Origin of the sequence: Sphingomonas lenta, from assembly GCF_002288825.1 — a bacterium.
Taxonomy (GTDB): Bacteria; Pseudomonadota; Alphaproteobacteria; order Sphingomonadales; family Sphingomonadaceae; genus Sphingomonas; species Sphingomonas lenta.
Genome location: NZ_NSLI01000003.1, coordinates 435,139 through 459,483 on the forward strand (window position 1 = coordinate 435,139; position 24,345 = coordinate 459,483).

The 24,345-nt window shown below is 70.5% G+C and carries 21 protein-coding genes and 1 tRNA gene; 4 read left to right on the plus strand and 18 right to left on the minus strand.

Features of this window, described 5'->3' with window-relative positions; translation table 11 throughout:
* Positions 1 to 20 precede the first annotated feature (20 nt).
* Positions 21 to 620 carry a L,D-transpeptidase family protein gene (locus tag CKY28_RS09330; protein ID WP_245841741.1) on the minus strand — a complete coding sequence of 200 codons (600 nt, stop codon included), beginning with the start codon at positions 618 to 620 and terminating at the stop codon, positions 21 to 23.
* 205 nt (positions 621 to 825) lie between these two features.
* On the opposite strand from CKY28_RS09330, the gene CKY28_RS09335 reads away from it, so the two are divergent.
* On the plus strand, positions 826 to 1,533 hold the full coding sequence (locus CKY28_RS09335; RefSeq protein WP_095998063.1) for a murein L,D-transpeptidase catalytic domain family protein: 708 nt from the start codon (positions 826 to 828) through the stop codon (positions 1,531 to 1,533).
* Here the strand turns inward: CKY28_RS09335 and CKY28_RS09340 are convergent.
* A complete protein-coding gene (locus tag CKY28_RS09340) occupies positions 1,515 to 2,594 on the minus strand; it encodes a glycosyltransferase family 2 protein (protein ID WP_095998064.1) in 1,080 nt (359 codons plus the stop codon). The two genes, CKY28_RS09335 and CKY28_RS09340, sit on opposite strands and share 19 nt — an antisense overlap.
* Positions 2,591 to 5,071, minus strand: a complete 2,481-nt coding sequence (locus CKY28_RS09345; protein ID WP_095998065.1) for a DegT/DnrJ/EryC1/StrS family aminotransferase — start codon at positions 5,069 to 5,071, stop codon at positions 2,591 to 2,593. The genes CKY28_RS09340 and CKY28_RS09345 overlap by 4 nt, the downstream gene beginning before the upstream one ends.
* Before the next feature lie 138 nt (positions 5,072 to 5,209).
* Here CKY28_RS09345 and rodA point away from each other — a divergent pair, with 138 nt between their 5' ends.
* Positions 5,210 to 6,325, plus strand: a complete 1,116-nt coding sequence (gene rodA / locus CKY28_RS09350) for a rod shape-determining protein RodA (protein ID WP_342747159.1) — start codon at positions 5,210 to 5,212, stop codon at positions 6,323 to 6,325.
* Here rodA and CKY28_RS09355 read toward each other — a convergent pair.
* From CKY28_RS09355 to hppD, 3 genes are all read right to left on the minus strand, one after another.
* Positions 6,276 to 6,650, minus strand: coding sequence for a Rieske (2Fe-2S) protein (locus CKY28_RS09355; protein ID WP_095998066.1), 375 nt, complete (start codon positions 6,648 to 6,650; stop codon positions 6,276 to 6,278). The genes rodA and CKY28_RS09355 overlap by 50 nt on opposite strands.
* Positions 6,651 to 6,705: 55 nt before the next feature.
* Positions 6,706 to 8,019, minus strand: coding sequence for a homogentisate 1,2-dioxygenase (gene hmgA, locus CKY28_RS09360; RefSeq protein ID WP_245841743.1), 1,314 nt, complete (start codon positions 8,017 to 8,019; stop codon positions 6,706 to 6,708).
* A gap of 252 nt (positions 8,020 to 8,271) precedes the next feature.
* On the minus strand, positions 8,272 to 9,345 hold the full coding sequence (hppD, locus tag CKY28_RS09365; protein WP_095998067.1) for a 4-hydroxyphenylpyruvate dioxygenase: 1,074 nt from the start codon (positions 9,343 to 9,345) through the stop codon (positions 8,272 to 8,274).
* A 78-nt stretch (positions 9,346 to 9,423) separates the two neighbouring features.
* Here hppD and CKY28_RS09370 point away from each other — a divergent pair, with 78 nt between their 5' ends.
* Together CKY28_RS09370 and CKY28_RS09375 are read left to right on the plus strand one after the other, a co-directional pair.
* Positions 9,424 to 9,891 (plus strand): MarR family winged helix-turn-helix transcriptional regulator, encoded by a 468-nt coding sequence (locus CKY28_RS09370; protein WP_176473036.1) that lies wholly within the window; start codon positions 9,424 to 9,426, stop codon positions 9,889 to 9,891.
* 86 nt (positions 9,892 to 9,977) lie between these two features.
* Entirely contained in the window at positions 9,978 to 12,020 is a 2,043-nt protein-coding gene (locus CKY28_RS09375) for a malate synthase G (protein ID WP_095998068.1), read from the plus strand.
* Positions 12,021 to 12,123: 103 nt separating this feature from the next.
* Here CKY28_RS09375 and CKY28_RS09380 read toward each other — a convergent pair.
* From CKY28_RS09380 to hisG, 12 genes are all read right to left on the minus strand, one after another.
* Positions 12,124 to 12,196, minus strand: a tRNA-Phe gene (locus tag CKY28_RS09380).
* 30 nt (positions 12,197 to 12,226) lie between these two features.
* Entirely contained in the window at positions 12,227 to 12,400 is a 174-nt protein-coding gene (locus tag CKY28_RS09385) for a DNA gyrase inhibitor YacG (protein WP_095998069.1), read from the minus strand.
* Positions 12,397 to 13,338 carry a ribonuclease gene (locus tag CKY28_RS09390; RefSeq protein ID WP_095998070.1) on the minus strand — a complete coding sequence of 314 codons (942 nt, stop codon included), beginning with the start codon at positions 13,336 to 13,338 and terminating at the stop codon, positions 12,397 to 12,399. The genes CKY28_RS09385 and CKY28_RS09390 overlap by 4 nt, the downstream gene beginning before the upstream one ends.
* A 6-nt stretch (positions 13,339 to 13,344) precedes the next feature.
* Positions 13,345 to 13,914, minus strand: a complete 570-nt coding sequence (locus tag CKY28_RS09395; protein WP_095998071.1) for a Maf family protein — start codon at positions 13,912 to 13,914, stop codon at positions 13,345 to 13,347.
* Positions 13,915 to 14,026: 112 nt separating this feature from the next.
* Positions 14,027 to 14,245 (minus strand): translation initiation factor IF-1, encoded by a 219-nt coding sequence (infA, locus tag CKY28_RS09405; protein ID WP_003049127.1) that lies wholly within the window; start codon positions 14,243 to 14,245, stop codon positions 14,027 to 14,029.
* Between the two features lie 264 nt (positions 14,246 to 14,509).
* On the minus strand, positions 14,510 to 17,914 hold the full coding sequence (locus tag CKY28_RS09410) for a class I SAM-dependent DNA methyltransferase (RefSeq protein WP_095998072.1): 3,405 nt from the start codon (positions 17,912 to 17,914) through the stop codon (positions 14,510 to 14,512).
* Positions 17,915 to 18,194: 280 nt separating this feature from the next.
* Positions 18,195 to 20,390, minus strand: coding sequence for a sodium-translocating pyrophosphatase (locus CKY28_RS09415; RefSeq protein WP_095998073.1), 2,196 nt, complete (start codon positions 20,388 to 20,390; stop codon positions 18,195 to 18,197).
* A 90-nt stretch (positions 20,391 to 20,480) separates the two neighbouring features.
* Positions 20,481 to 21,380, minus strand: coding sequence for a thiamine-phosphate kinase (gene thiL / locus CKY28_RS09420; RefSeq protein WP_095998074.1), 900 nt, complete (start codon positions 21,378 to 21,380; stop codon positions 20,481 to 20,483).
* Positions 21,381 to 21,416: 36 nt separating this feature from the next.
* A complete protein-coding gene (locus CKY28_RS09425) occupies positions 21,417 to 21,593 on the minus strand; it encodes a DUF4169 family protein (protein ID WP_095998075.1) in 177 nt (58 codons plus the stop codon).
* A complete protein-coding gene (nusB, locus tag CKY28_RS09430; protein WP_095998585.1) occupies positions 21,593 to 22,075 on the minus strand; it encodes a transcription antitermination factor NusB in 483 nt (160 codons plus the stop codon). Before nusB ends, CKY28_RS09425 begins: the two co-directional genes overlap by 1 nt.
* Positions 22,076 to 22,262: 187 nt before the next feature.
* Positions 22,263 to 23,558, minus strand: a complete 1,296-nt coding sequence (gene hisD, locus CKY28_RS09435) for a histidinol dehydrogenase (protein ID WP_095998076.1) — start codon at positions 23,556 to 23,558, stop codon at positions 22,263 to 22,265.
* Between the two features lie 24 nt (positions 23,559 to 23,582).
* The gene (gene hisG / locus CKY28_RS09440) at positions 23,583 to 24,296 is read right to left on the minus strand and encodes an ATP phosphoribosyltransferase (protein ID WP_095998077.1); all 714 of its coding nucleotides are present in this window, start codon (positions 24,294 to 24,296) and stop codon (positions 23,583 to 23,585) included.
* Positions 24,297 to 24,345: the final 49 nt, after the last annotated feature.

Sequence of the window (24,345 nt, forward strand, 5' to 3'; positions counted from 1 at the left end):
CTAGCGCGTCATATCGGCGCTTAGTTCCCGGCGATCGCGGCGAGCTGCGCCTCGTTGGCGCGGGCCGCGTCCGTGCGCACCATCTCCGGGTCGAGCTCCGCGCCGACGGGGATGCCGTCGGTCACGACCACGGTGGTGCCGATGTCCGTCACCTCGAACAGCTTCTGGGCGAAGGCGGTGGGCAGGCGGATGCAGCCGTGCGACGCGGGGAAGCCCGGGTTGCGCCCCGCGTGGAGCGCGATCCCGTCCCAGGTCAGCCGCTGCATGTACGGCATGGCGACGCCGTAGATGTTGGACGTGTGCTTCTGCGCTTTTTGCAGGATAGGGAAGACGCCGGTGGGCGTATCGTCGCCCGGCTTGCCGGTGGAGACGGCGCTGGCCGCGACGAGCGCCTCGCCGCGATAGACGAAGGCGCGCTGGAGGGGGATGCTGATCACCACGGTCACCGGCTCGACGGAGCCGGTGTCGGCCCAGACGAACTTGCCGGGGGGAAGCTCGGCGGCGGCGACCTCGATCGCGACCGCTCCATCGCCGGACGACCCGTCATTGGCTTTCGCGTTCGCCGGGACCGCTCCCAGGGCCAACGCCGCTCCGATCATCACCTTGAACGCTGTACGCATGATCTGAACCCTCGAACCGTTTCCCCTCCTCTCAAGCCGCAGAACGCGCTTCGTACTCGTTGGTGCCGACCCATATTTTTCGCGCCAGGATGGAACAAATCACGACGAACGGAGGCGAAGACAGGGCGACCTGCTCCGAAACGATCGGAATTTCCGTGGCGGATCAGCTATATAAGTCGGACCGATAACGGGTGGGGATGCCTAGATGCAGGAAGAATTCGACGTTCTGCACGCGCGCCGCGCGCTCCTGAAGAACGGGCTGGTGCTGGCCGGCTCGCTCGCGGTGCCCTCGGCGGTGGCGATCGCCGCCGACCGCAAGCTGACGTCGAAGGACCTGGCTCCCGTCACCGCGCCGCCCGCGCCCAAGCGCGCCGCGATCGCCCCGCGCCCCGTCACCTCTCCCCGCGTCGTCCGCCCGGAACTGATGCGCAAGGCCATGGCCGCGCTGGAGCGGCACGGGAACCGCGTGAAGCGCGACCGCATGGCGATCGTGGACTTCGCCGCGAAGTCGAACGAAGCGCGCTTCCACTTCATTGACCTCGCCAGCGGCAACTCGACCTCGTCGCGCGTATGCCACGGCAGCGGCTCCGACCCGGCGCATACGGGCTGGCTCCAGCGCTTCTCGAACGTGCACGGCTCCAACGCCACGTCGGAGGGCGCGTACGTCACGGCCGATTACTACTACGGCAAGCATGGGCGTTCGCAGCGGCTGCACGGGCTCGACCGCACCAACTCGAACGCGCTGGAGCGCGCGATCGTGATCCACGGCGCGTGGTACGCCAACGCGGACGTGCTCCGCTCGCGCGGCGTGCTGGGCCGCAGCCAGGGCTGCTTCGCCTTCGCTGAGAACGAGTTGGCGTCGGTGTTCGACCGGCTCGGGCCGGGCCGGCTGATCTACGCCGCCAAGGTCTGACCCGCGATAGTCCGACCGAGGGTCCGGCGGAGCCGCCGCGCGGCGCCGACCGCGCGCGAGGTCAGCAGCGCCTCGACGCCGGCGAGCCCCAGACCGAGTTCCGGCGGGCGTACCGCCCATAGGTCGGCGAGCGATAGGGCGCCGCTCCGTAAGGCGGTCCGGCCGACGCGCGTCCAGCGCCTGGCCGTCTCCCAACGGATGAGCCGCGCGTCCTCCGCGTCGACGGGGCGCGTCGCGAGGAAGTGCGCCTGCGCACGCGCGACCGCGTCGCCGAGCGCCGCGAGCGTGGCGCGGTCGGGCACGGGCTCGAACAGCATAAGGTGCCGCACGATCAGTGCCGCGGCGGCGGGCGCGTCCGCGCCGAACAGCGGCTCGTGGATCTCCAGGAGCGTGCGCTCGGCGCCCTCGTGCATCGTCGCCGTGAAGCGCTGCGACGCGGCGGCGCCGTGGATGCGGTAGTCCAGGAGCACGGCGTCTAGCCGCGCGATCCGCCCGTGCGCGAGCAGCCGGTTGTAGAGGTCGAAATCCTCCGCATAGAGCCGGTCGGTGCGCGTGAACGGCCGGAGCCGCTTCGCCACGTCGGTGCGGATCATCATCGTCGACCAGACGAGCGGGTTCTCGATCCGGAGCAGCCATTCGATGAGCGCGGGCGTGGTGTTGGGCGCGTCGTTCGGCGTCCGCCGACGCCCGTCCTCCAGGAACGCCGCCGCCGTGCCCAGCGCGACGACGTCGTTATGTGTTTCAAGATAGGCGACCTGACGCCGCAGCCGGTCGGGGCGGCACAGATCGTCATGGTCGAGGCCCGCGACGTAGCGCCCGCGCGCGTGTTCGAGCGCCAAGTTGCGCGCGCGCACCGGGCCGCCGTTCGCGGGCGAGCGCAACGCGCGCACGCGCGGGTCGGGCCAGTCGCGGAGCAGCTCGAAGCTGCCGTCCGCGGAGCAGTCGTCGACGACGACGAGCTCCCAGTCGGTGAAGGTCTGCGCCTCCAGGCTGCGCAGCGTCTCGGGCAGCAGGGCCGCGCCGTTGTAGGCGGCCATGACCACGCTGACGGTCGGGGTCATGCGACGGCCCGGAGCGCGGGTTCGAGCAGCTGGTCGACGATCATCGCGCCCACGTCGTTCTGCCACAGCCACAGGCCGTTCGCCTGGCCGGAGAAGCTCGCCTCGCCGCCGAGCTTGCCCCAGGGCACGAAGCCGGCCGCGAGCCCGATGCCGTAGACGCCCGGCACCGCCGCGCCGTCCGCGCCGAGCACGCGGCAGTGGCGGTCGACCATGGGGCGGTCCCGATCGGCGGCGAGCGGCAGGCCCATGCCCGCCTCGTCGAGCAGCGGCAGCACGCGGGGGCGGTAGCCGAGCGCGGCGATCACGAGGTCGGCCCCGCGCACGATCGCGCGCGCGTCCTCGTCTTCGTCGCCGCCGATCCGGTGCAGGCGGACGCGCGGGTCGGCCGCGCGGCCGTCCACCTCCAGCATCCGCAGCAGCAGCTGGCGCGCCTCCAGCCGGAAGCCGGCTAAGCGGTAGACGAAGCCCGACACGGGGCAGACGTCGCGGTCGGTGAAGTCCGTGTAGCCCTCGGCGTGCGCGGCCTCGACCGAGTGGTAGAAGGGGCGAAGCGGGCGGCGGTGGAGCAAGGTGACCGCGCCCGCGCCGAGCGCGAGGCCGGGGCGGCTCCGGAGCAGGAGCGCGACGGCGGTGAGGGCGCTGGTCGAGCCGCCGATCACCGCGATGCGCGGCGCGCGCTTGTTCTGAAGCAAGGCTGCGACGTGCTGGAGGCCGCCGGAGCTAAGCACCTCGTCCGACTGGAGCAGGCGGCCGTCGGCGAGTTCCAGGAGCGGTGCGCCCGCCACCTGCTGCGTCGCCAAGCGGTCGAGCGGCTGGTGGCCTCCGGTCGCGATCACGAGGTTGCGCGCCAGCCGTTCGGATCCCGCCCCGTCGGTGACGCGGCGCAGCGCCACGCGCCAGAGATCGCCCGCGCGGGTGGCGGACACGACCTCGTGGCCCGTCAGCACCTCGCCGCCTTGTCCGCGGACGATGCCGCCCAGCCGCTCGCCGGTGGCGGCGAGGAGCGGGCCCACCTCGGCGAGCGGCACGCCCAGACCGTCGGCGTGGCGCTCGACGGCATGGGCGGCGGGGTGGTCGGCGAGCGAGGCGAGTTCGGGGTGCGGATTGCCGCGCACGGCCGTCAGGAAGGTCTGCGCGGTAGAGTCGGAGTTGATGGCGTAGCGCGCGAGCCTGCCCTGGCCGAGGCCGGCGCTCCGCTCGACGAGCACCAGCCCTTGCGACAGCGCCTCCAGCCGTCCGCTCTTGGATGCGGCGGTGAGGAGCGCGGTGCCGGCCGGCCCACCGCCGGCGATCAGCGCGGACGCGATCGGGGGTGCGGCGCGGACGGTCGCGGGCGTGGTGCGGCCCAGGCGCCCGCACGCGGCGGCGAGCGCGGCGGCGGCGCGGCGGGCGTCCTCCACCGTCATCGCGTCGGTGATCGGCAGCGACAGCAGCCGGCCGCCCACCGCGTCGGCGACGGGCGTGGGCTCGATCAGCGCCGAGTCGCGGAACCAGGGCTGCTGGCCTAGATGCGGCGAGAAGTAGCGGCCGACGCCGATCCCTTGCGCCTCCAGCGCGGCGGCGATCGCGTCGCGGCGTTCCGCTACTCGGTCAGGAAGCATGACGGGCATGAACTGGCTCGCGCGGCGCAGGCCCGCGACGCGCTGCAGGCCGAAGCCGGCGAGCGACCCGCGATACGCCTGCTCCAGCGCGGCGCGATGCGCGCAGGCCGCGTCGAAGCCGGCCAGCTTCGCGCGCGCCATCACCGCGATCACCTCGGGCAGCTTGGCGTTGACACCCGGGCCCGTGGCGGAGCGCGGTTCGCCGAAGCCGAAGCTCGCCATGCGCCGTAGCCGCTCGATCAGCTGGACGTCGCCCGAGTGGACCAGTCCGCCTTCCGCGACGGAGAAGGGCTTGGTCGCATGCATCGAGAACACCACCGGGAAGGGCGCGTCGGCACCAAAGCCGACGCCCGCCTCGTCCAGCGTGCCGAGCGAGGCGGCGGCGTCGACCACCACGCCGACGCCGAAGCGCTTGGAGAACCAGCGATAGCGGTCGAGGTCGATCGCGTTGCCGAAGGTGGCGTAGGGCACAACGACCGACACGCGTCCGGCGTAAGCGTGGAGCAACCGCTCCTCATCGCGTGGGCAGGCGGACCAGTCGTCCGGGTCGATGTCGCAGACGAGCGGCGTCAGCCCCGCCCATTGCGCGGCGTGCGCGGTGGCGGCGAAGGTCAGCGCGGGCACCAGCGCGAGCGATTCCGGCCGCGGCCGGGCGCCCGCGGCATCGCGGATCGCGATCATCAGGCCCAAGGTCGCGTTCGCCACCGCCAGGCACGCGCCCCGGCCGCCGAACAGCCGCTCCGTCGCCTCGGCTTCGAAGGCGCGGACCTCGGGTCCGTTGTTGCTGAACACGCCCGACGCCTCCACGCGGCGCAGGTCGGGGCCGAGCTCGCTCAGGCGCGGCGGGTTGGGGGCGATGAGCGGAAGAGGGGTCATGCGGGTTCCCGGCCTGTTTCGGCCGGCGGGTATGCGGCGTGACGCCCTAAGAACCCGTTAGGGAGGACTTGCGCGGCCGGGGCCGCTCGGGGCAGAGATGCCGGAGCGGCCGTTTGGGGCCGCGGGGGTGGTTTTTCCGTGCGTTCCGAAGTGCTTCCCGCGCCGTTGAGGGCGCTGCCGCTCAAGATGCTGGGCGCGATGCTGGGCGCCACTGCGCTGGGGCTGGCGACCCTGTTCTCCGCCGCGGGCGGCAAGATGACGCCCTGGGCGATGAACCAGAGCGTGCGCTTCGGCGTGCTGTTCGTGGTGATGCTGGCGCTGTCCTACATCCGCGCGGAGACGTGGAAGCGGATCGCTTATCCGGGCTACGCGATCGCGCTCGTGATGCTGATCGTCGTGGAGGCGATGGGCCATGTCGGCATGGGCGCGCAGCGCTGGATCGACCTCGGCATCATCCGCATCCAGCCGTCCGAGTTCATGAAGCTGGCGGTCGTGCTGAGCCTCGCGCGCTTCTTCCACGGCGTGCCGCCGCGCTACATCAGCCAGCCGACCGTGCTGGTCGTACCCGCCTTGCTGATCGGCACGCCCATGGCGCTCGTGATGCTGCAACCCGACCTCGGCACCGCGCTGATGATCACCTTCTCCGGCATCGCGATCATGTTCCTGGCGGGCATCCAGCTGCGCTGGTTCATCGGCGGCGCGGCGCTGGTCGGGGCGATGCTGCCGGTGGCGTGGAATATGCTACATGAGTATCAACGTAACCGTGTGCTGATCTTCATGGATCCGGAGTCGGATCCGCTGGGCACGGGCTACCACATCTCGCAGTCCAAGATCGCGATCGGGTCGAGCGGGCTGTTCGGCAAGGGCTATCTCCAGGGGTCGCAGAGCCATCTCGACTATCTGCCGGAGAAGCACACCGACTTCATCTTCGCGACGATGATGGAGGAGTGGGGGTTGTTCGGCGGCCTCCTGACGCTCGCCGCGTATGGCTACGTCATCTGGTGGGGTTTCGGCCTCGCCCAGCGCTGTTCGACGGTGTTCAACCGGTTGGTGGCTATGGGATTGAGTTTCACGCTTTTCCTCTATGTCGGCATCAACCTGTCGATGGTGATGGGCTTGGCGCCGGTGGTGGGCATCCCGCTCCCGCTGTTCAGCTATGGCGGGTCGGCGATGATGACGGTGATGATCCTATTGGGGATCCTGCTCAGCATCCATCGGGAGGAGGGGCGGCGGTCGTCACCCGGCCTTCTCTGACCTCCACGGGCCAGGGCGTGAGCCGCTGGCCCATACAGGGCCCGCTCAGGCACGCCCCGGTCTCCGCATCGAAAATAGCGCCGTGCCAGCTACATAGCACCGAGCCGTCGGGCGCCAAATAGTCGTCGAGCTTCTGCGCGAGCGGCAGGCCGGCGTGCGGGCAGCGGTCGGCGTAGCCGAATACTCGGTCACCCCGCCGCACGACGAAGCCGTGGAAGCGGCCGGCGCGCATCTCCAGCACAAAGCCGCGCGCGCCGCCGTCGGGAATGAGCTCGAGCGGGCCGAGCGCGACGCCCGCGGGGGTGCTGTAGACGCGGGGAAGCATTACAGACAGTACAGTTGACCAATATCGTTTTTCGGCACGTCCCGACCCCCGATCGTCAGGGCAGCTTCGCCTTTGGGAAGTCGCTCCACACCTGGTCGTAGTCGAGCTGCGCGTGCTCGCAGGCGTAGGCGGTCGGACGGTAAGCCCAGCAGCTCTCCACCATGAACGCCATCGTGCCCTCGATCTTGTGCGGCTTCAGGTCGGCGTCCGACGCGCTCCGCCAGCTGGCGAGATCGGGGCCATGGCCGGCCATGAGGTTGTGGAGCGACAGGCCGCCGGGCCTGAACCCCTCCGCCTTGGCGTCGTACGCGCCTTGGATGAGGCCCATCGCCTCCGACATGACGTTACGGTGGAACCAGGGCGGGCGGAACGTGTCCTCGGCGACCATCCAGCGCGGCGGGAAGATGACGAAATCGGCGTTGGCGCGGCCGTGCACCGTCGACGGCGAGGTCAGCACGGTGAAGATCGACGGGTCGGGATGGTCGAACGACACGGTGTTGATCGTGTTGAAGCGGCTCAAGTCGTAGCGGCAGGGTGCCAAGTTGCCGTGCCAAGCGACGACGTCGAGCGGCGAGTGGTCGAGCTCGGTGACCCAGAGCCGCCCCATGAACTTCTGGATGACCTCCGTCTTGTCGTCGCGGTCCTCGAACCAGGCTTGCGGAGTCTCGAAGTCGCGCGGGTTGGCGAGCCCGTTCGCGCCGATGGGGCCGAGGTCGGGCAGGCGGAACAGCGCCCCGTAATTCTCGGCGACGTAGCCGCGGGCCTCGCCGTCGGGGAGGAGCGCGCGGAAGCGAAGCCCACGGGGGATGATGGCGATGTGGCCGGGCGCGACCTCCAGGCGGCCGAGCTCGGTCAGGAGCTCGAGGCGGCCGGACTGGGGGATGAAGAGGAGTTCGCCGTCGGCGTCGAAGAAGACGCGGTCGGTCATGTCCTTGTTGGCGTGGAATACGTGCACCGCGACGCCGTCGAGGTCGGCGGGGTGGCGGTTGGTGAGCATCGTCGTCAGACCATCGACTAGGTCGGTGCCGGGCGGCGAGTCGGCGACCGGGTCCCAGCGCAGGCGGTTGGGCGCGAGCGGCCCCGCGTCGTCGCCCGCGCTGAAGCGCTGTGCGCCCTCGTACGGCCGGAAGGGCGGGTGCTCGGCGGTGGGCCGCATGCGGTAGAGCCAGGAGCGGCGGTTCTCGTCACGCGGCGCGGTGAAGGCGGTGCCCGACAGTTGCTCGGCGTAGAGGCCGAAGGCGGGCCGCTGGGGCGAGTTGCGGCCGATCGGCAGCGCGCCGGGGACGGCTTCGGTGGAGACGTGGTTGCCGAAGCCGGGGATGTACGCCGCTTGCGTCGCGGCGGCGGTGATGGGGTGGGGTGCGTTCACTCTTCGAACTCCCGTTCTATCTTCCTCGTCACCCCGGCCTTGAGCCGGGGTCCCGCTTCTTCTTGCGACCGCGCCGCCCGTGGCGGGCGAAAGCGGGACCCCGGATCAAGTCCGGGGTGACGGAGGAGGGGCGGGACATCTCCCGCTCTCCCCGCCGCGCGTCGGTCGCGGCGAAGCCGCGCCCTGTGCGCGGCTCCGTCCACGCCGGCCGGGCTCGGGCGAGCGCCTTCGCGCTCGCATCGCGGTCGACGCTTACGCGTCGACCTTGATCACGCCTCGCCTGATCTGATCCAGCTCGATAGACTCGAACAGCGCCTGGAAGTTGCCGTTCCCAAACCCTTCGTTGCCCTTGCGCTGGATGATCTCGAAGAAGATCGGGCCGACCATGTTCTCCGTGAAGATCTGGAGCAGGATGCCCTCGTCGCCGACATTGCCGTCGATGAGGATGCGGTTCTTGCGAAGGCGCTCCAGGTCCTCGCCGTGGCCGGGCACGCGCTTGTCGACGAGCTCGTAGTAGGTCTCGATCGTGTCCTGGAGGCGGACGCCGCGTGTCCGGAGGCGTTCGACGGTGTCGTAGATGTTGTCCGTCGTCAGCGCGAGGTGCTGGATTCCCTCGCCCTTGTACTCGCGGATGAACTCCTCGATCTGGCTGTTCTCGTCCTGGCTCTCGTTCAGGGGAATGCGGATCGCCTTGTCGGGGGCGATCATCGCCTGGCTGAACAGGCCGGTCGCCTTGCCCTTGATGTCGAAATACTTCTGCTCCTCGAAGCCGAACAGGCGGCCGTAGAAGCTCGACCAGGTGCGCATCTCGCCGCGGCGGACATTGTGGGTCAGGTGGTCGAGCAGGTCGAGGCCGACATTGTTCTCCTGCTCGGCCTCCCGCCAGCCGGGCACCTCGTCCCATTCGGCGTATAGGTCCCGCCCGTCCTGCACGAGGTAGAGGTAGGAGCCGCCGATGCCCTCGATGGCGTAGGAGCCTTCGCCCAGCGTGCCGGCGGCGGCATCGACGGGCTTGGCGCCCTCGGCGATCGCGTGGCTATAGGCGCGCGCGGGGTCGGCGACGCGGAACGCCATGCCGCTGGCCGACGGGCCATGCGCCGCGCGGAACTCGGCCGCCTGACCGGTCCGCTCGCGGTTGAGGAGCAGGTTGATGCGGCCCTGCTTATAGCGGACGACGTCCTTGGTCGGATGGCGGTGGGCGGCGACGAAGCCCATCTGCTCGAACTGCGCGGCGAGCTTGTCGGGATCGGGCGAGGTGAACTCGCAGAACTCGAAGCCGTTCAGGCCCAGAGGATTGTCTTGGCGCGGATTGCTGACGTCCTGCATCGCTGTCCTCACTTGGTAACAGATGATACGATCGGTGCGCCGTTGCGCGTTCCGAGTCAAGCGTTACCAATAACCGTTATGACCGAACGCTCCCTAGTTCTGGACGAGTTCATCCCGTACCGGCTGTCGGTCACGTCCAACCTGGTGTCCGACACGATCGCGCGCACGTACCGCTCGCTGTTCGGGCTCTCCATCCCGGAATGGCGGGTGGTGGCGGTGGTCGCGGAGACGGGCGGCATGAGCCAGGGCGCGATCGGCGGGCGCACGCGCATGGACAAGGTGACCGTGAGCCGCGCCGCCATCGCGCTGGTCGAGCGCGGGCTGCTGGCGCGCGAGGGCAAGCCGGGCGACCGGCGCTCGCACCTCCTGAAACTGACGGCGGCGGGCGAGGAGCTGTACCGGGCGATCGCGCCCAAAGCGCTGGACCTGGAGCGGCGCATCTTCGAGAGCTTCGGCATGGCGGAGCTGGACGGGTTCGTCGCGATGCTCCGACGCATCGAGGCGGTTACCCTGGCGTTGGGAGAAGGAACGCCGAGGGAGGGTTGAACCCGCGCGCCCGCTCGTGCATGCCGGTCATGCCCTCCCCAGGCATGATGGCCGAAGCTGTGACGAGGAGGGTGTAGTTGACCGACATGCTGGACCGTGCGGGCCTTCGGGTCGCGGGCGTGCTGGCGCGCTTCGTCGAGGAGCGCGCGCTGCCGGGGACGGGTTTGGAGCCCGAGCGCTTCTGGGCGGGCGTGGCCGACATCTTCTCGCGTTTCGCGCCGGAGAATCGGGCGTTGCTCGCCAGGCGGGACGAGCTGCAGGCGCTGATCGATGCGCGCTACGCGGCGGGCGGGGCGGTGGACGAGGCGTTCCTCCGCTCGATCGGCTATCTTGTCCCTGAACCTGAGCCGTTCACGATCGGCACGACGGCTGTCGACCCGGAGATCGCGACGACCGCGGGGCCGCAGCTGGTCGTGCCGTCGCTGAACGCGCGGTTCGTGTTGAACGCCGCGAACGCGCGCTGGGGCAGCCTCTACGACGCGCTCTACGGCACCGACGCGCTGCCGGGCTCGCCGCGTCCGGGCGGCTATGATCCGGAACGTGGACTCCAGGTGATCGCGCGGGCCCGCGCGTTCCTCGACGGGGCGGTGCCGGGCTGGCGGGATGCGCTGGGCGGCGGCGCGCATCCGCAGCTGGTGGGGCGGCGTGGGCCGTCGCCGCTGTTCCGGCACAACGGGCTGCACGTCGAGGTCGTGGTGGACCGCGCGCACCCGATCGGGCGCGACGACCCGGACGGGGTGGCGGACGTGGTGCTGGAGAGCGCGCTCACCACGATCGTCGACCTGGAGGATTCGGTCGCGGCGGTGGACGCGGACGACAAGGTGGCGGCCTACGCCAACTGGCTGGGGCTGATGCGGGGCGACCTGGAGGAGAGCTTCGAGAAGGGTGGGCGCACGCTGACGCGGCGACTCAACCCCGACCGGGAGTATACGGCACCGGACGGGTCCACGCTGGCGCTGCCGGGGCGCAGCCTCTTGTTCGTGCGCAACGTCGGGCATCTCATGACCACGCCCGCGGTGCTGCTGCCGGACGGGAGCCAAGCGCCCGAGGGCGTGCTCGACGCGGTCGTCACGGCGCTGATCGGGATGCACGACCTGCTCGGGCTGGGCCGGTTCAGGAACAGCCGGGCGGGCTCGATCTACATCGTCAAACCCAAGATACACGGGTCGGACGAGTGCGCGTTCACGAACCGGCTGTTCGACGCGGTCGAGGACCTGCTGGGCCTCGCCCGTCACACGATCAAGGTGGGCGTTATGGACGAGGAGCGGCGCACCTCCGCCAACCTCGCCGCCTGCATCCACGCGGTCAGGGACCGGATCGTGTTCATCAACACGGGCTTCCTCGACCGGACGGGCGACGAGATCCACACCGCGATGCGCGCCGGGCCGATGATCCGCAAGGCGGAGATGCGCGCGGCGCCCTGGATCGACGCTTACGAGAAGCGCAACGTGGCGATCGGCCTCCAGTGCGGGCTGTCGGGCCGGGCGCAGATCGGCAAGGGCATGTGGGCCGCGCCGGACCGGATGGCCGACATGCTGGAGCAGAAGGGCGCACACCCTCGCTCGGGCGCGAACACGGCCTGGGTGCCGTCCCCCACCGCGGCGACGCTCCATGCGCTGCACTATCATGAGGTGGACGTGTTCGAGCGGCAGCGGGAGATCGCGCGCGAGGCGATGCCGGGGCTGGACGGGCTGCTGACCGTGCCGCTGGCGAACGGGCGCAACTGGCGGCCGGACGAGGTGCGCGAAGAGCTGGAGAACAACGCGCAAGGGATACTCGGCTATGTGGTGCGCTGGGTCGACCAGGGGGTGGGGTGCTCCAAGGTGCCCGACATCCACGACGTGGGGCTGATGGAGGACAGGGCGACGCTGCGCATCTCCTCGCAGCACATGGCGAACTGGTTGCTGCACGGGGTGTGTACCCCGCACGAGGTGGACCAGGCGTTCGCGCGCATGGCGGCGAAGGTGGACGCGCAGAATGCGGGGGATCCGCTGTACCGGGAGCTGACGCCGGACGGGCTGGCGTACCGGGCGGCGCGGGCGCTGGTGTTCGAGGGGGTGGGGCAGCCTAGCGGGTACACGGAGCCGTTGCTGCACGCGTATAGGCGGAGGGCGAAAGGGGCGGGGTAGCGCCGCGGGCGAAGCCCGCGTCGTCGGTCCTCGGTTTGGCCGAGGCCGGCCGCTCTTGCTCGTGTCCGCACCGAGCCATGCTCGGCGCAGCCGAGCGGCGAGGTGCCCAGGGCCGGAATCGAACCAGCGACACTGCGATTTTCAGTCGCATGCTCTACCAACTGAGCTACCTGGGCCCGAACCGCTTCCGCGTCGGAGCGCGGCCTTTAGTCGCGCTCGCCGGGGCTGTCCAGCCCTTCCGCGTCCTCGTCCGACACGGGCCTGCCAGGCAGGCGGTAGCCCTCGTCGAACCACATGAGCAGGTCGCGGTCGCGGTGGCCGCGCGAGCAGAAGGGGCGGTATTCGGGTGCGGCGGGCGCGCCGCAGATGGGGCACTTCATGACCGGTCCCATATAGGCATGCGGCCGGTGCGGCGCATCAGCTCGACGTCCCAGCCTTCCGCCTCGATGCGGGCGAGGACGGCGGGCGGCAGCTTGACCGGCCGGGGCGGGCCGGGGGGCTCGCGTTCGAGGCGGCGCAAGCTCGCGCGGGCGGCGGCGCCGATCGGATCGGCGCGCAGCAGCTCGGGGAGCGAGGCGCGGGGGCGGGGGCGGACGATCTGGAGGAAGCCGAAGCCGTTCACCGCCGTGCGCTCGAAAGGCTGGGGAAGCGCGGCGTCGACCGCGGCGGCGACCGCCTGACGCTCGGCCTTGCCCGACAGCGTCGGGAAGTCGATGCCGATCGAGCCGCCGATCCCGTGGCGACGAATCGCGGCGGCGGCGGCCTGGGCACCCGCGAGCGCCAGGCGGTCGAGCGGCGGGCCGCCGTCGATATCGAACAGCGTCATCGCGGGCGTGGGGCTCATGCGTAAGCTCCCGCCGGGGAACGCGATCTCGCCCGTTTCCGCCTCGTCGAGCAGCTCGGACCAGCCCGCGGCTTCCAGCGCATCGGGCTGGTGGGGAAGGAGCGTGCGGACGGGCAGGTCGGTGGCGGCGATGCGGTCGAGCAGGCTCGGGCCGGGGGCGGGCGCGTCGTCGGTGGCGACCGCTTTGGGGAGCTTGGGGCGGCCGGGCTCGGGGATCGCCTCGCGGACGACGCGGACAGTGAGGCGCGCGCCCTGCGTGACGGCGGGGGGCACGGGGTCGAGCGTCGCCTCCTCGCCGGTGTCGAGGGTGACGCGGCCCTGGCGGGCGGGGCCGAGCTCGACGAGGCGGGCGGGGGCGATCGTGCCGACCGCGAGGCGGCCGGGCAGTTCGATCGCGGCTTCGATGATGCGGTCGCCCTCGACCAGCGCGGCGCGGTTCTCGCCGATGCCGGCCTCGTACCACCATTCGATCATTGGCACTCAGCCAACGGGGAGCCCGGCCGCGCGGAGGAGGGCGCGCGTCTCGAACAGCGGCAGGCCGACCACGCCCGAATGGCTGCCGTGGAGGAAGCGGACGAAGCCTTCCGCGCGGCCCTGGATCGCATAGCCGCCCGCCTTGCCGAGCCCCTCGCCGCACGCGAGATAGGCGTCGATCTCCTGGGGCGAGAGCGGTTTCCAGGCGACGATCGTGTCGGACAGGCGGGTGCGGACCTTGCCTTCGGCGTTGATCACGCAGACGGCGGACAGGCAGTGGTGGCGGCGGCCCGACAACATGCCGATCAGCTCGCGCTGGAGCTCGACCGTGTCGGCGGGGAGCAGGATGCGGCGGCCGAGCGCGATCGTGGTGTCGCCGGCGAGGACGACCTCGTGCCCGCCGCGATCGACGGCGTGCGCCTTTTCCACCGCCATGCGGAGCGCGTAGGCGCGGGGGAGCTCGCGCGGGCGCGGGCTCTCGTCGATCGCGGGCGCGGCGACGCGGGCGGGCTCGACGCCCAGACGGCGGACGAGCTCGAGGCGGCGGGGGCTGGTGGAGGCGAGGACTAAATCCATCTTTCGTCACCCCGGGCTTGACCCGGGGTCCCGCTTGGTCCCGCCATCCGAGAGAAGAAGCGGGACCCCGGCTCAAGGCCGGGGTGACGAGGAGGGGAGGGGCGCAACCTCCCTATTTAAACCGGTAGGTGATCCGGCCCTTGGTCAGGTCGTAGGGGGTGAGCTCGACGAGCACCTCGTCGCCGACGAGGACGCGGATGCGATTCTTGCGCATCTTGCCGGCGGTGTGGCCCAGGATCTCGTGGTCGTTCTCCAGCCGCACGCGGAACATCGCGTTGGGGAGCAGTTCGACCACCTGGCCGCGCATCTCGAGCAGTTCTTCTTTCGCCAAGCAGGTTTCTCTTTCGAATGGGTCGCGCCGCGCCTTAGCCGCGCCCGCGCCGATTTGGAAGTTCACTAAAGTACACGCCAAGAACGAGGGCCGGCGGCGGAACGCTTCACACATTCCACGCCCGTTCGGCAATTCCGTTACGTCCGCCGGCAACTATGTTACGCGGCGAGCGTGCCTAGCCGATATGGGTGGGCGGGGCGGGTCCGGCAATGTCAAAGAGCGATGGGGCGGGAGCGTGGCGGGCGATCTCCAACATGGCAAGCCTCAAGCCGCGCGGCGCAGGCGGAAGCGATCCGCCTCGCTCGCCGCATGGCCGAGCCGGGCGAGTGCGGCGAGCGTGGCGGCGATACGCGGCTCGGCGCGGCGGCCCTGCGCGAAGCGGGCCGCGATGTCGGAAGCCGTGAGCGCGCCGCCGCTGCTGAGCGCGTCGAATACGGCCGCGGTCTGGCCGACCAAGTCGCGAGGGAAGGTCGGCTTGCGCGCGCGGGTGTCGGGTAGCAGCGCCTCCATCTGCTCGGGCCCGCCGGTCGGCAGTCGCGCGGCATTAGTGCGCCCGAGCTGGTAGTCCGGCCTGAGCCACTCGACATGGCCGCGCTTCTCGTCGGCGCGGCGCTCAGCGTTGAGCGCGACCAAGCGGGCCACGACCTCCTCCTCCTGGAGGTCGGCGGGCCAGCCGTACGCGTCGGCGACGGCGGCGTCGATCAGCCGGTGCAGGTCGATCAGCAGGTCGATGCGGCCGCGGGCACGCTGGTCCTGCTCGACGAGGTCGAGCGGCTTGCCGGCGGCGACCTTGTCGCGCAGGTTGTAGAGGTTGGTCAGCGTCAGGTCGGGGTATGCGGCGAGCACCTCCTTCCGGTTCGCGTCCAACTCTTCGGCGAGCCGGCCGATGTGGGCGCGCTGGGAGGGGTTGGCGACCGGGAAGGGGTAGGTGTCGAACACCAACGTGTTGTTGTACCGCGGTCGGTCTTCCAGCGTGCCCCCGAGCCGCAACGTCCAGACCAGATGCATGCGCGACGATAGGACGCCGAGCACGAACGGATCGTTAGAGGCGATCACCATCAAGCCCTGATCGGGCAAATGATCGCCCGGCACCCATATGAAGTTGCGGTGCTTAGCGGTGACCACCGTCGCGATATAGCGGTCGAGGCCGGCGATGCCCGAACGGAGATCTTCGTGCGGAAGCGCAAGCTTCCACCATTCCTCCCGTCGCCGTTTCACGCGGTTCTTCGCTCGACTGGGCCGAGCGGTGGTGAGGAGATGCTGATAGATCGCCGGAAAGCGCTGACGCACCTCTTCTTGCCCGAGATCGTGCAGGTCGAGGACATACCGGTCGCGGAACATGCCGGACTTTACATCACCCGACGCGATGAAAGGTCGGACATAGGGACGGAGATCGCCGGGGGTGGCGAGCAGCGTCAGCTCGCGTGCGGTAAGGACATATCCCTCACCGTGGAATTCTACGCCGCGCATGGACAGGTCGGCGTTGGCGCGGAGACCAGGCAAACTAGTCGCGCCGGCGGACAAGGTCAGATCGGGTCCAATAACGCCACGGCGGGCCACGAACTCGATCACCGGCGCATCCGTGTCGAGGCCGCGCTCCTCGACCACCGCCAGCAGCCCTCCTTCGGGCGCCCCCGCCTCCACCACCGTCATCGCAATCCTGACCGCGGCGGCGTCGCGCGTCGCCTTGGTCCAGGGATGGTCGGGGATCGCCAGCACGACGCCGATCGGCGACCGCCCGTCCATCCGTCGGGCGATTACGCGGCGGCTGAACTCCTGCGTGATCGAGTTGGTCGTGACCAGGCCGAAGCGCTTGAGGCGCCCGCCCTTCTCCGTCAGCCGTTCGGCGGCGCGGTCCCACCAGTACATGACGAAATCGGCCGAGCGACCCATCTTGGGATGGGCTTTCCAGAGAGCAGTTACGTACTCGTCTCCCAGCCGACCGCGCAGGTCCTTGCCGCCGATAAAGGGCGGGTTGCCGACGATGTAGTCGGCCTCCGGCCAATCGGGTCGGCGCGGGTCGGCGTAGCCGAGGCTGGCACCATCGGGGCCGAAGCGCTCGCCCCCATGTGCGAGGACGGCGTCGCCGCGGCGGATGGTGCTGAGCTCCTCCAGCACCGGGTCGGTGATCGCTTGGCGGTTGCGCAGCTGCCACTGAATGTAGCCGAGCCAGAGGACGAGTTCGGTGACGGCGGCGGCGCGATGGTTCAGCTCGATGCCGAAGAAATTTTTGGGGTGGACGGTTTCCGTCTCCAGCGCGAGCGCTTCCTGGCCGCCCAAGTCGACGAGCACCTCCAGCACCTCGCCTTCAAGACGCTTCATCAGTTCGAGCGCGATGTAGAGGAAGTTGCCCGTGCCACAGGCGGGGTCGAGGACGCGGGTGCGCGCCAGCTTGACGTGGAAGTCGTGGACGGCGCGGATCGCCGCCTCGCGGTCGCCCGCGCGCTCGCGCTCGACCGTGCCCAGCACATGCGCCCATTCGCGCTGCAGCGGCTCGATCACCGTGGCGTCGACGAGCCGTTCCACATAGGCGCGCGGCGTGTAGTGCGCGCCGAGGCGGCGGCGTTCCGCGGGGTCGAGCGCCTGTTCGACGAAGGTGCCGAAGATGGCGGGTTCGACCTGCGTCCAATCGTAGCGGGACGCCTCGTATAGTTCGCCGATCTCCTCGCGCTCGAGCGGGATGGCGCGTGCATGCTTGAACAACCCGCCGTTGAAGCGGCGCACGCGCTTCCTGAGCGCAGCCGACACTTCTCCCTTGTCCATGCCGGACCAGAGATCCTCCAGAAGCTTCGGAAAGCTGTCCGGGTTCGCGCGCGCGTCGTCCAGCAGTTCGGTGAAGTCGCCGGGATCGAGCAGGCGCACGTCCGGGCTCTGCGCAAATATGGTGAACAGGCAGCGCATGAGGAAGTCGGCCACCTTGCCGGGATCCTGACCGCGCGTTTCCAGCAAGCGGCTGACCTGCGCCAGGCGGCCGGCGATGTCGCGGGTGACCTTCGCGGACTCGCGCGCGGGATCGAGCGAGAGCGGATCGAGCCACACCGCCCGTAGCCTGTCGCGGACTTGCGCGTCGTACAGGTCGTCCAGGTAGACGCGGTAGGTCGCGCGGTCCGGGAACTGGCGGTACGCCTTACCCTGGCCGGAGAAGTCGGCGAATAGCTCGATCACGTGGCCCACGTCGCAGACGAGGATGAAGGGTGGCCAGCCGTGCGACGCGGGCAGGGCGCGGGCGTAGTCCTCCGCCTGGACGCGGGCGTTGCGCATCAGCAGGTCCCAACCGCGCGCGGCGCTGCGGCGGCCGCGCTCGGGCGGGGGCAGGCCCGGTAGCGCGGGCTGCTCGGGAGCGGGGTGGACCTCCTTGGGTCTGCCCGGCTCCCGGCTCTGCTTGGCTTCGAGCACGAAGCAGCCGCGCCGATAAAGGTCGATGCGGCGATGGCTGATGCGGCCGTCCGTATCGGTCGCATCCACGACGCGCTCGAAGACATAGTCGTTGCGGTAGTGGGTCGCGTCAGCCGGGTCGGGACGGGGCAGGCCGAGCAGGTCGCAGAGCTCCGTCAGGAACAGGACGTAGTTGGCGCGCTCCGCGCCGCCCTCGTTCGCGCGCCAGCGGGCGACGAACGCGTCGAGCGCGCGTGCGTCGATGTTATCAGTTGATGGAGCCCCCGCACCCATTCACAGCGTGAGTATCGCCCCGTGAGAGAACGATCTTCCGACGTACCGGGAACGCAACGAGACGATCCGAAACGGATGCAAAATCGATGAGGTGCGTCCCGCCGCGGCGGAGCCGCGTCGTTCGGGTGGCGTGCACGTCGGATCGGCAAAAAGAAAGCCCGCCAAAGGCGGGCTGAAGTAAGTCAGAGGTGCGTCGCGGCGGGGCCGCGCCGTCGGACGGCTCGGGCGGGGACGGGAGCCCCGCCCGGCCGCCGGCCGGGGCGCTGCGTAGGTCCTCCTCTCAGCCCTGGCCGCCGGCCAGTGCTGCGAGAAGGAGCAGCGCCACGATATTCGTGATCTTGATCATCGGGTTCACCGCCGGCCCCGCCGTGTCCTTGTACGGGTCGCCCACCGTATCCCCCGTCACCGCGGCCTTGTGGGCTTCCGAGCCCTTGCCGCCGTAATTGCCGTCCTCGATGTACTTCTTGGCGTTGTCCCAGGCGCCGCCGCCCGACGTCATCGACAGGGCGACGAAGAGGCCGGAGACGATCACGCCGAGGAGCATCGCGCCTAAGGCCGCGAAGCCGTTGGCCTGGCCCGCCACCGCGGTGATGATGAAGTAGACGGCGATGGGGCTGAGCACCGGGAGCAGCGAGGGGACGATCATCTCCTTGATCGCGGCGCGGGTGACGAGGTCGACGGTGCGGCCGTAGTTCGGGCGGCTGGTCCCTTCCATGATGCCGGGGTTGAGGCGGAACTGCTCGCGCACCTCCTCGACCACCGCGCCCGCCGCGCGGCCCACCGCGGTCATGCCGAACGCGCCGAACAGGTAGGGGAGCAGCGCGCCGAGCAACAGGCCGACGATGACGTACGGGTTGGAGAGGCTGAAATCGACGGTGAGGTCGGGGAAATACTCGTCCAGGTCGGTCGTGTAGGCACCGAACAGCACGAGCGCGGCGAGGCCCGCCGAGCCGATCGCGTAGCCCTTGGTCACCGCCTTGGTGGTGTTGCCCACGGCGTCGAGCGCGTCGGTCTTGTGGCGCACCTCGTCGGGCAGGCCCGCCATCTCGGCGATGCCGCCGGCGTTATCGGTCACCGGGCCATAGGCGTCGAGCGCCACGACCATGCCGGCGAGCGCCAGCATCGACGTGGCGGCAAAGGCGATGCCGATGATGCCCGCTAGCTGATAGGCGGCGACCACCGCCACGACGATGACGAGCGTGGGGAGCGCGGTCGCCTCGAGGCTGATGGCGAGGCCCTGGATGACGTTGGTGCCGTGGCCCGTCTCCGACGCGCGGGCGATCGACTTCACCGGGCGGTACTTGGTGCCGGTGTAGTATTCGGTGATCCAGATGATGAGCGCGGTGACCGCCAGCCCGATCAGCATGCACCAGAACAGGTCCATGCCGGTGAAGCTGTCGACGCTGGCCGAGCTGACGCCCGTCACGCCGGGCGCGGTCTCGCCGATCTCGTCGAAGCTGGTGGTGAGCTCGTCGCCCGCCGCGTCGAGGAACCCTGCGCCGCCGATGGTGCGGTCGAGGTCGCCCAGCGTGTAGCGGGTCGCGACGTAGATCGCCGGGATCGAGAGCAGCGCGGAGGCCCAGAAGCCCTTGTAGAGCGCGCCCATGATCGACTCGCCGCGGCCGAGGCGGACGAAATAGGTGCCGATGATGGAGGTGACGATGCACACGCCGCCGATGATGAGCGGCAGCGCCATGAGGCGGAGCAGCTCCTCGGAGGACGCCTGCACGAGGAGCGCGATGGAGATCATCGTCACGCCGAGCGTCACGACGTAGGTCTCGAACAGGTCGGCGGCCATGCCGGCGCAGTCGCCAACGTTATCGCCGACGTTGTCGGCGATGACGGCGGGGTTGCGGGGATCGTCCTCGGGGATGCCCGCCTCGACCTTGCCGACGAGGTCGGCGCCGACGTCGGCGGCCTTGGTGAAGATGCCGCCGCCGAGACGCGCGAAGATGGAGATGAGCGACGCGCCGAAGGCGAGTGCGGTCAGGGCTTCCACGATGATGCGGGCGTCGGGCGCGTAGCCCGCCACCTCGACCAGGTACCAGAAGAACACGGCGATCGCGAGGAGGCCGAGGCCCGCCACCAGCATGCCGGTGACGGCACCCGAGCGGAACGCGGCGGTGAGGCCGCCCTGGAGCGAGCCGCGCGCGGCCTCCGCGGTGCGGACGTTGGCGCGCACCGAGATGTTCATGCCGATATAGCCCGCGACGCCCGACAGGACGGCGCCGATCACGAAGCCGACCGCCGACGTGAGGCTCAGCGTCACCGCGACGACCACCGCGACGATGACGCCGACCACGGCGATGGTGGTGTATTGGCGGCCGAGATAGGCCTTGGCGCCTTCCTGGATGGCCGACGCGATGTCCTGCATCCGCTCGTTGCCGGCCGAGAGCTTGAGGAGCTGGCCGCTGGTGATCGCGCCGTAGATCACGGCGAGGATCCCGCACGCGATCGCGATGTACACGCTTGTCATGCCTTGGAACGTCCTTCCCTGTTACACCGCCCGGTGTGCCGGGTCGCTTAGGGGCGGGAAGCTATCAGCTAGCGAGGGTGACGCAAGCGCTTAACCGCCGTGCTCGTAGCCGAGGCGGGCGGGGAGCGGGACGGGTTCGCCGTCGCGGGTGAGCGTGAGGCCGGTGCCGGGGGCGAACGCGCCGACTTGGGTCGCAGGAACGGGCGGTGCGAAGCCGGGCGGGGCGGTGAAGAGGAGCTGGTAATCGTCGCCGGCGGTCGCGGCGGCGAGGGGGTCGCCGCGCGTGTCGCCGCAGTGGGCGCGGTACGCGGGGGAGAGGGGGACGGCGCTCAGCTCGATGGTGACCGCGAGGCCGGAGGCTTCGGCCATGCGGGCGGCGTCGATCAGGAGGCCGTCGGAGACGTCGCTCATGGCGTGGACGTGCGGGGCGAGGAGGCGGCCTTCCGCGAGGCGCGGGGTGGGGCGGCGATATGCACGGAGGAGTTCGGGCGGGCCGGGTTCGCCGCGCGCGATGGCTAAGCCCGCGCCTGCCTCGCCGATGGTGCCGGTGACCCAGAGGAGGTCGCCGGGGCGGGCCCCGGCGCGCGGAGGCGCGGAGGCGTTGCGGCCGAGCGCGGTGAGGGTCAGGACGCGCGGGGCGTTGGGCGGCAGGGTGACGGTGTCGCCGCCGATCAGCGAACAGGCGTGGGCGGTCAGCGCTTCGCGCAGGCCGGCGAAGAAGGTTTGGTCCCAGTCGGGGTCGCGCAAGCCGTAGTTGAGCAGCACGCCCTCCGGCTCCGCGCCCTTGGCGGCGAGGTCGGACAGGTTCACCGCGAGGAGCTTCCACGCGACGTCCTCCGGCGGGTCGATGGGGAGGTAATGGACGCCCTCGATCAGCGTGTCGGTGGTGAGCACAAGCCCGGCCACGACCGCGGCGTCGTCGCGAAGGTCGCGTGCCCCGGGGTGGAGGGGGAGGGTGCGGAGGAGGGAGAGGAGGTCGGACTCGGTCACGTGCCGGTCGTAACCTCATGGCTCCGGCGGTTGAAGTCAGCCCTCGCGCTTCGCCCCGTCCAGCGCCTGCTCGCGGCGTTCCGCTTCCGCGGCGTCGGCCTGCTTCTCGGCTTTGGTGCGGCCGAAGGCGGCGCGGTTGGCGGCGGCTTGGGTCTGGGCGTCGGTGCGGACCTTGGCCTTTCGGGCGCGGCGGAGGTTGACGACGTCGCCCATCAAGCCGCGCGGGCCTCTTTGGCCACGCCGTCGAGGACGCCGTTGACGAAGCCGGCTTCGCGACGCTCGTAGAAAGCGTGGGCGACGTCGACATATTCGCTGATCGCCGCGCCCACGGGGACGTCGGCGCGGGCGAGGAGCTCGTAGGTGCCGGCGCGTAAGATAGCCTTCATGGGCTTGTCGAGGCGGTCGAGCACCCAGCTCTCGGACAGGTGGCGGCTGATGAGGCCGTCGATCTCGGGGAGGCGCGCGCGCGTGCCCTTGACCAGGTCGTCGAAGAAGTCGACGTCCGCCTCGGCGTACTCGACGCCCTCGATCTCCGCGCCGATGCGGTGCTGGTGGAACTCGTGGAGGAGGGCGGGGACGGGGGTGCCCTCCATCTCGGACTGGTAGAGCGCCTGCACGGCGGCGAGGCGCGCGGCGGCGCGGGCGCGGGTGCGCGCGGCGTTGCGCGGATTGGGGCGGGTGCGGGTCTGGGACATGGACGGGCGCATGTAGGGGGTAAGGGCGAGGGTGTCAGCCCTTCTACTTTCCCCTCTCCCGCTTTCGCGGGAGAGGGACAGCGGCGTAGCCGCAGGGTGAAGGTAGTGTCCGGATCAAGAGCGGGCCCTCACCCTGGCTCACAAGCGAGCCTGTCCCTCTCCCGCGAAAGCGGGAGAGGGATGGGGATCAGCGGTTCAGGCGTAGGCGGAGGGCGACGGACTTGGCGTGGGCGGGGAGGCCTTCGGCTTGCGCCAGCGCGACGGTGGCGGGGCCTAGTTCGCGCAAGGACGTCTCGTCCAGCTGGAGGAAGCTGGTGCGCTTCATGAAGTCGAGCACCGACAGGCCGCTGGCAAAGCGGGCGCGGCGGCCGGTGGGGAGGACGTGGTTGGGGCCGGCCACGTAGTCGCCGATCGCCTCGGGCGTGTGGCGGCCGAGGAAGACGGAGCCGGCGTGGCGGACGCGCTCGAACAGCGGCTGGGGGTCGTCGACCGCGAGCTGGAGGTGCTCGGGGGCGAGGCGATCGCAGAGCGGGATCGCGTCTTCCAGGCGCTCGACCACGACCATCGCGCCGTTCGTCTCCCAGGCGACGCGGGCGACGGGTTCGGTGGCGAGCTCGCCGAGTTGCGCGTCGACGCTGGCGGCGACCGCTTCCGCAAAAGCCTGGTCATCGGTGAACAGGATGGATTGCGTGACGGTGTCGTGCTCGGCCTGGCTTAAAAGGTCGGCGGCGATCCAGTCGGGGTCGTTCTGCGCGTCGGCGACGACGACGATCTCGGACGGTCCCGCGACCATGTCGATGCCGACCACGCCGTAGAGCTGGCGCTTGGCCTCGGCGACCCAGGCGTTGCCGGGGCCGGTGACTACGTCCACGGGGCGGATCGGGCCGGCGCCGTAGGCGAGCGCGGCGACGCCCTGCGCGCCGCCGACGCGCCAGATTTCCGTGATGCCGCAGACATGGGCGGCGGCGAGGACGAGCGGGTTGACCCGGCCGTTTGGGGTGGGCGTGACCATCGCCAGCCGCTCCACGCCCGCGACGGCTGCTGGGATGGCGTTCATCAGCAAGGACGACGGGTAGGCCGCGCGGCCGCCGGGGACGTAAAGGCCCGCCGCGTCCACCGGCCGCCAGCGTGCGCCGAGCCGGACGCCGGCGTCGTCGGTGTAGGCGGTGTCGGCGGGGCGCTGGCGGTCGTGATAGGCGCGGATGCGTGTCGAGGCGAGCTCGAGCGCTTGGCGCAGGCCTGGGTCGAGCGCGTCGAACGCGCGCTCGCATTCTTCGGGAGGAATGGACCAGCCGGTCTCGAACGGGTCGTGGCGGTCGAAGCGGGCGGTGTAGTCGGCGACCGCCGCCTCGCCCTCCCGCCGCACGCGGTCGATGATCGCGGCGACGTCGCGGCCGACATCGGCGGCGGACTCGCGGCGGTCGTCGACGAGCGCGTCGAAGCGGACGGCGAAGTCGGGGTCGGTGGTGCGGAGCAGGATCATGATCGGTTTCCGTGCGCTTCGAGCCTAGTCGAGAAGCGGGTGCGCGTGCGTACCCTCCCGTTTCTCGACTGCGCTCGAAACGAACGGTGTGGGTGCGACCGCGCGGCGGAACGCGTCGACCAGCGGGACGACGTCGCCGCGGGTCTTCATGGCGGCGCGGTTGACGACGAGGCGGCTCGTGACCTCCGCGATCACCTCTACCTCGACCAAGCCGTTCTCGCGGAGCGTGCGGCCTGAGCTGACCAGGTCGACGATGCGCGGCGCAAGGCCGAGCGTGGGGGCTAGCTCCATCGCGCCGTTGAGCTTGACCGTCTCCGCCTGGACGCCGCGGGCGGCGAAATGGGTGCGGGTGACGTGCGGGTATTTGGTGGCGACGCGGACGTGGCTCCAGCCGCGGGGGTCGTCGGTCGCGGCCATGTCGGCGGGCTCGGCGACCGAGAGGCGGCAATGGCCGATACCGAGGTCGACGGGGGCGTAGAGCTCCGAATAGCTGAACTCGGCGAGCACGTCGGAGCCGACAATGCCGAGCTGCGCCGCCCCGTGCGCGACGAAGGTGGCGACGTCGAAGGCGCGCACGCGGATCAGCTCGATCGCGGGCGTGTCCGTGCGGAAGCGAAGCGCGCGGCTGTCCTCGTCGGAGAAGGCGGGCTCCGGCCGCACGCCCGCGCGCTCGAGCAGCGGCAAAGCTTCTGCGAGGATGCGGCCCTTGGGGACGGCGATGATGAGCGGGGCGGGCATGGGAGGGGCGGGCTTTACTTGCGGCGAGGTGGGGAGGCAACGTGCGTCG

Coding starts and splice junctions, on each gene's coding strand:
- CKY28_RS09330 (WP_245841741.1), bottom strand. CDS start 620: ATGCGTACAGCGTTCAAGGTGATGATCGGAGCGGCGTTGGCCCTGGGA.
- CKY28_RS09335 (WP_095998063.1), top strand. CDS start 826: ATGCAGGAAGAATTCGACGTTCTGCACGCGCGCCGCGCGCTCCTGAAG.
- CKY28_RS09340 (WP_095998064.1), bottom strand. CDS start 2,594: ATGACCCCGACCGTCAGCGTGGTCATGGCCGCCTACAACGGCGCGGCC.
- CKY28_RS09345 (WP_095998065.1), bottom strand. CDS start 5,071: ATGACCCCTCTTCCGCTCATCGCCCCCAACCCGCCGCGCCTGAGCGAG.
- CKY28_RS09355 (WP_095998066.1), bottom strand. CDS start 6,650: ATGCTTCCCCGCGTCTACAGCACCCCCGCGGGCGTCGCGCTCGGCCCG.
- hppD (WP_095998067.1), bottom strand. CDS start 9,345: ATGCAGGACGTCAGCAATCCGCGCCAAGACAATCCTCTGGGCCTGAAC.
- CKY28_RS09370 (WP_176473036.1), top strand. CDS start 9,424: ATGACCGAACGCTCCCTAGTTCTGGACGAGTTCATCCCGTACCGGCTG.
- CKY28_RS09375 (WP_095998068.1), top strand. CDS start 9,978: ATGCTGGACCGTGCGGGCCTTCGGGTCGCGGGCGTGCTGGCGCGCTTC.
- CKY28_RS09385 (WP_095998069.1), bottom strand. CDS start 12,400: ATGAAGTGCCCCATCTGCGGCGCGCCCGCCGCACCCGAATACCGCCCC.
- CKY28_RS09390 (WP_095998070.1), bottom strand. CDS start 13,338: ATGATCGAATGGTGGTACGAGGCCGGCATCGGCGAGAACCGCGCCGCG.
- CKY28_RS09395 (WP_095998071.1), bottom strand. CDS start 13,914: ATGGATTTAGTCCTCGCCTCCACCAGCCCCCGCCGCCTCGAGCTCGTC.
- CKY28_RS09410 (WP_095998072.1), bottom strand. CDS start 17,914: ATGGGTGCGGGGGCTCCATCAACTGATAACATCGACGCACGCGCGCTC.
- CKY28_RS09415 (WP_095998073.1), bottom strand. CDS start 20,390: ATGACAAGCGTGTACATCGCGATCGCGTGCGGGATCCTCGCCGTGATC.
- CKY28_RS09425 (WP_095998075.1), bottom strand. CDS start 21,593: ATGGGCGACGTCGTCAACCTCCGCCGCGCCCGAAAGGCCAAGGTCCGC.
- nusB (WP_095998585.1), bottom strand. CDS start 22,075: ATGTCCCAGACCCGCACCCGCCCCAATCCGCGCAACGCCGCGCGCACC.
- hisD (WP_095998076.1), bottom strand. CDS start 23,558: ATGATCCTGCTCCGCACCACCGACCCCGACTTCGCCGTCCGCTTCGAC.
- hisG (WP_095998077.1), bottom strand. CDS start 24,296: ATGCCCGCCCCGCTCATCATCGCCGTCCCCAAGGGCCGCATCCTCGCA.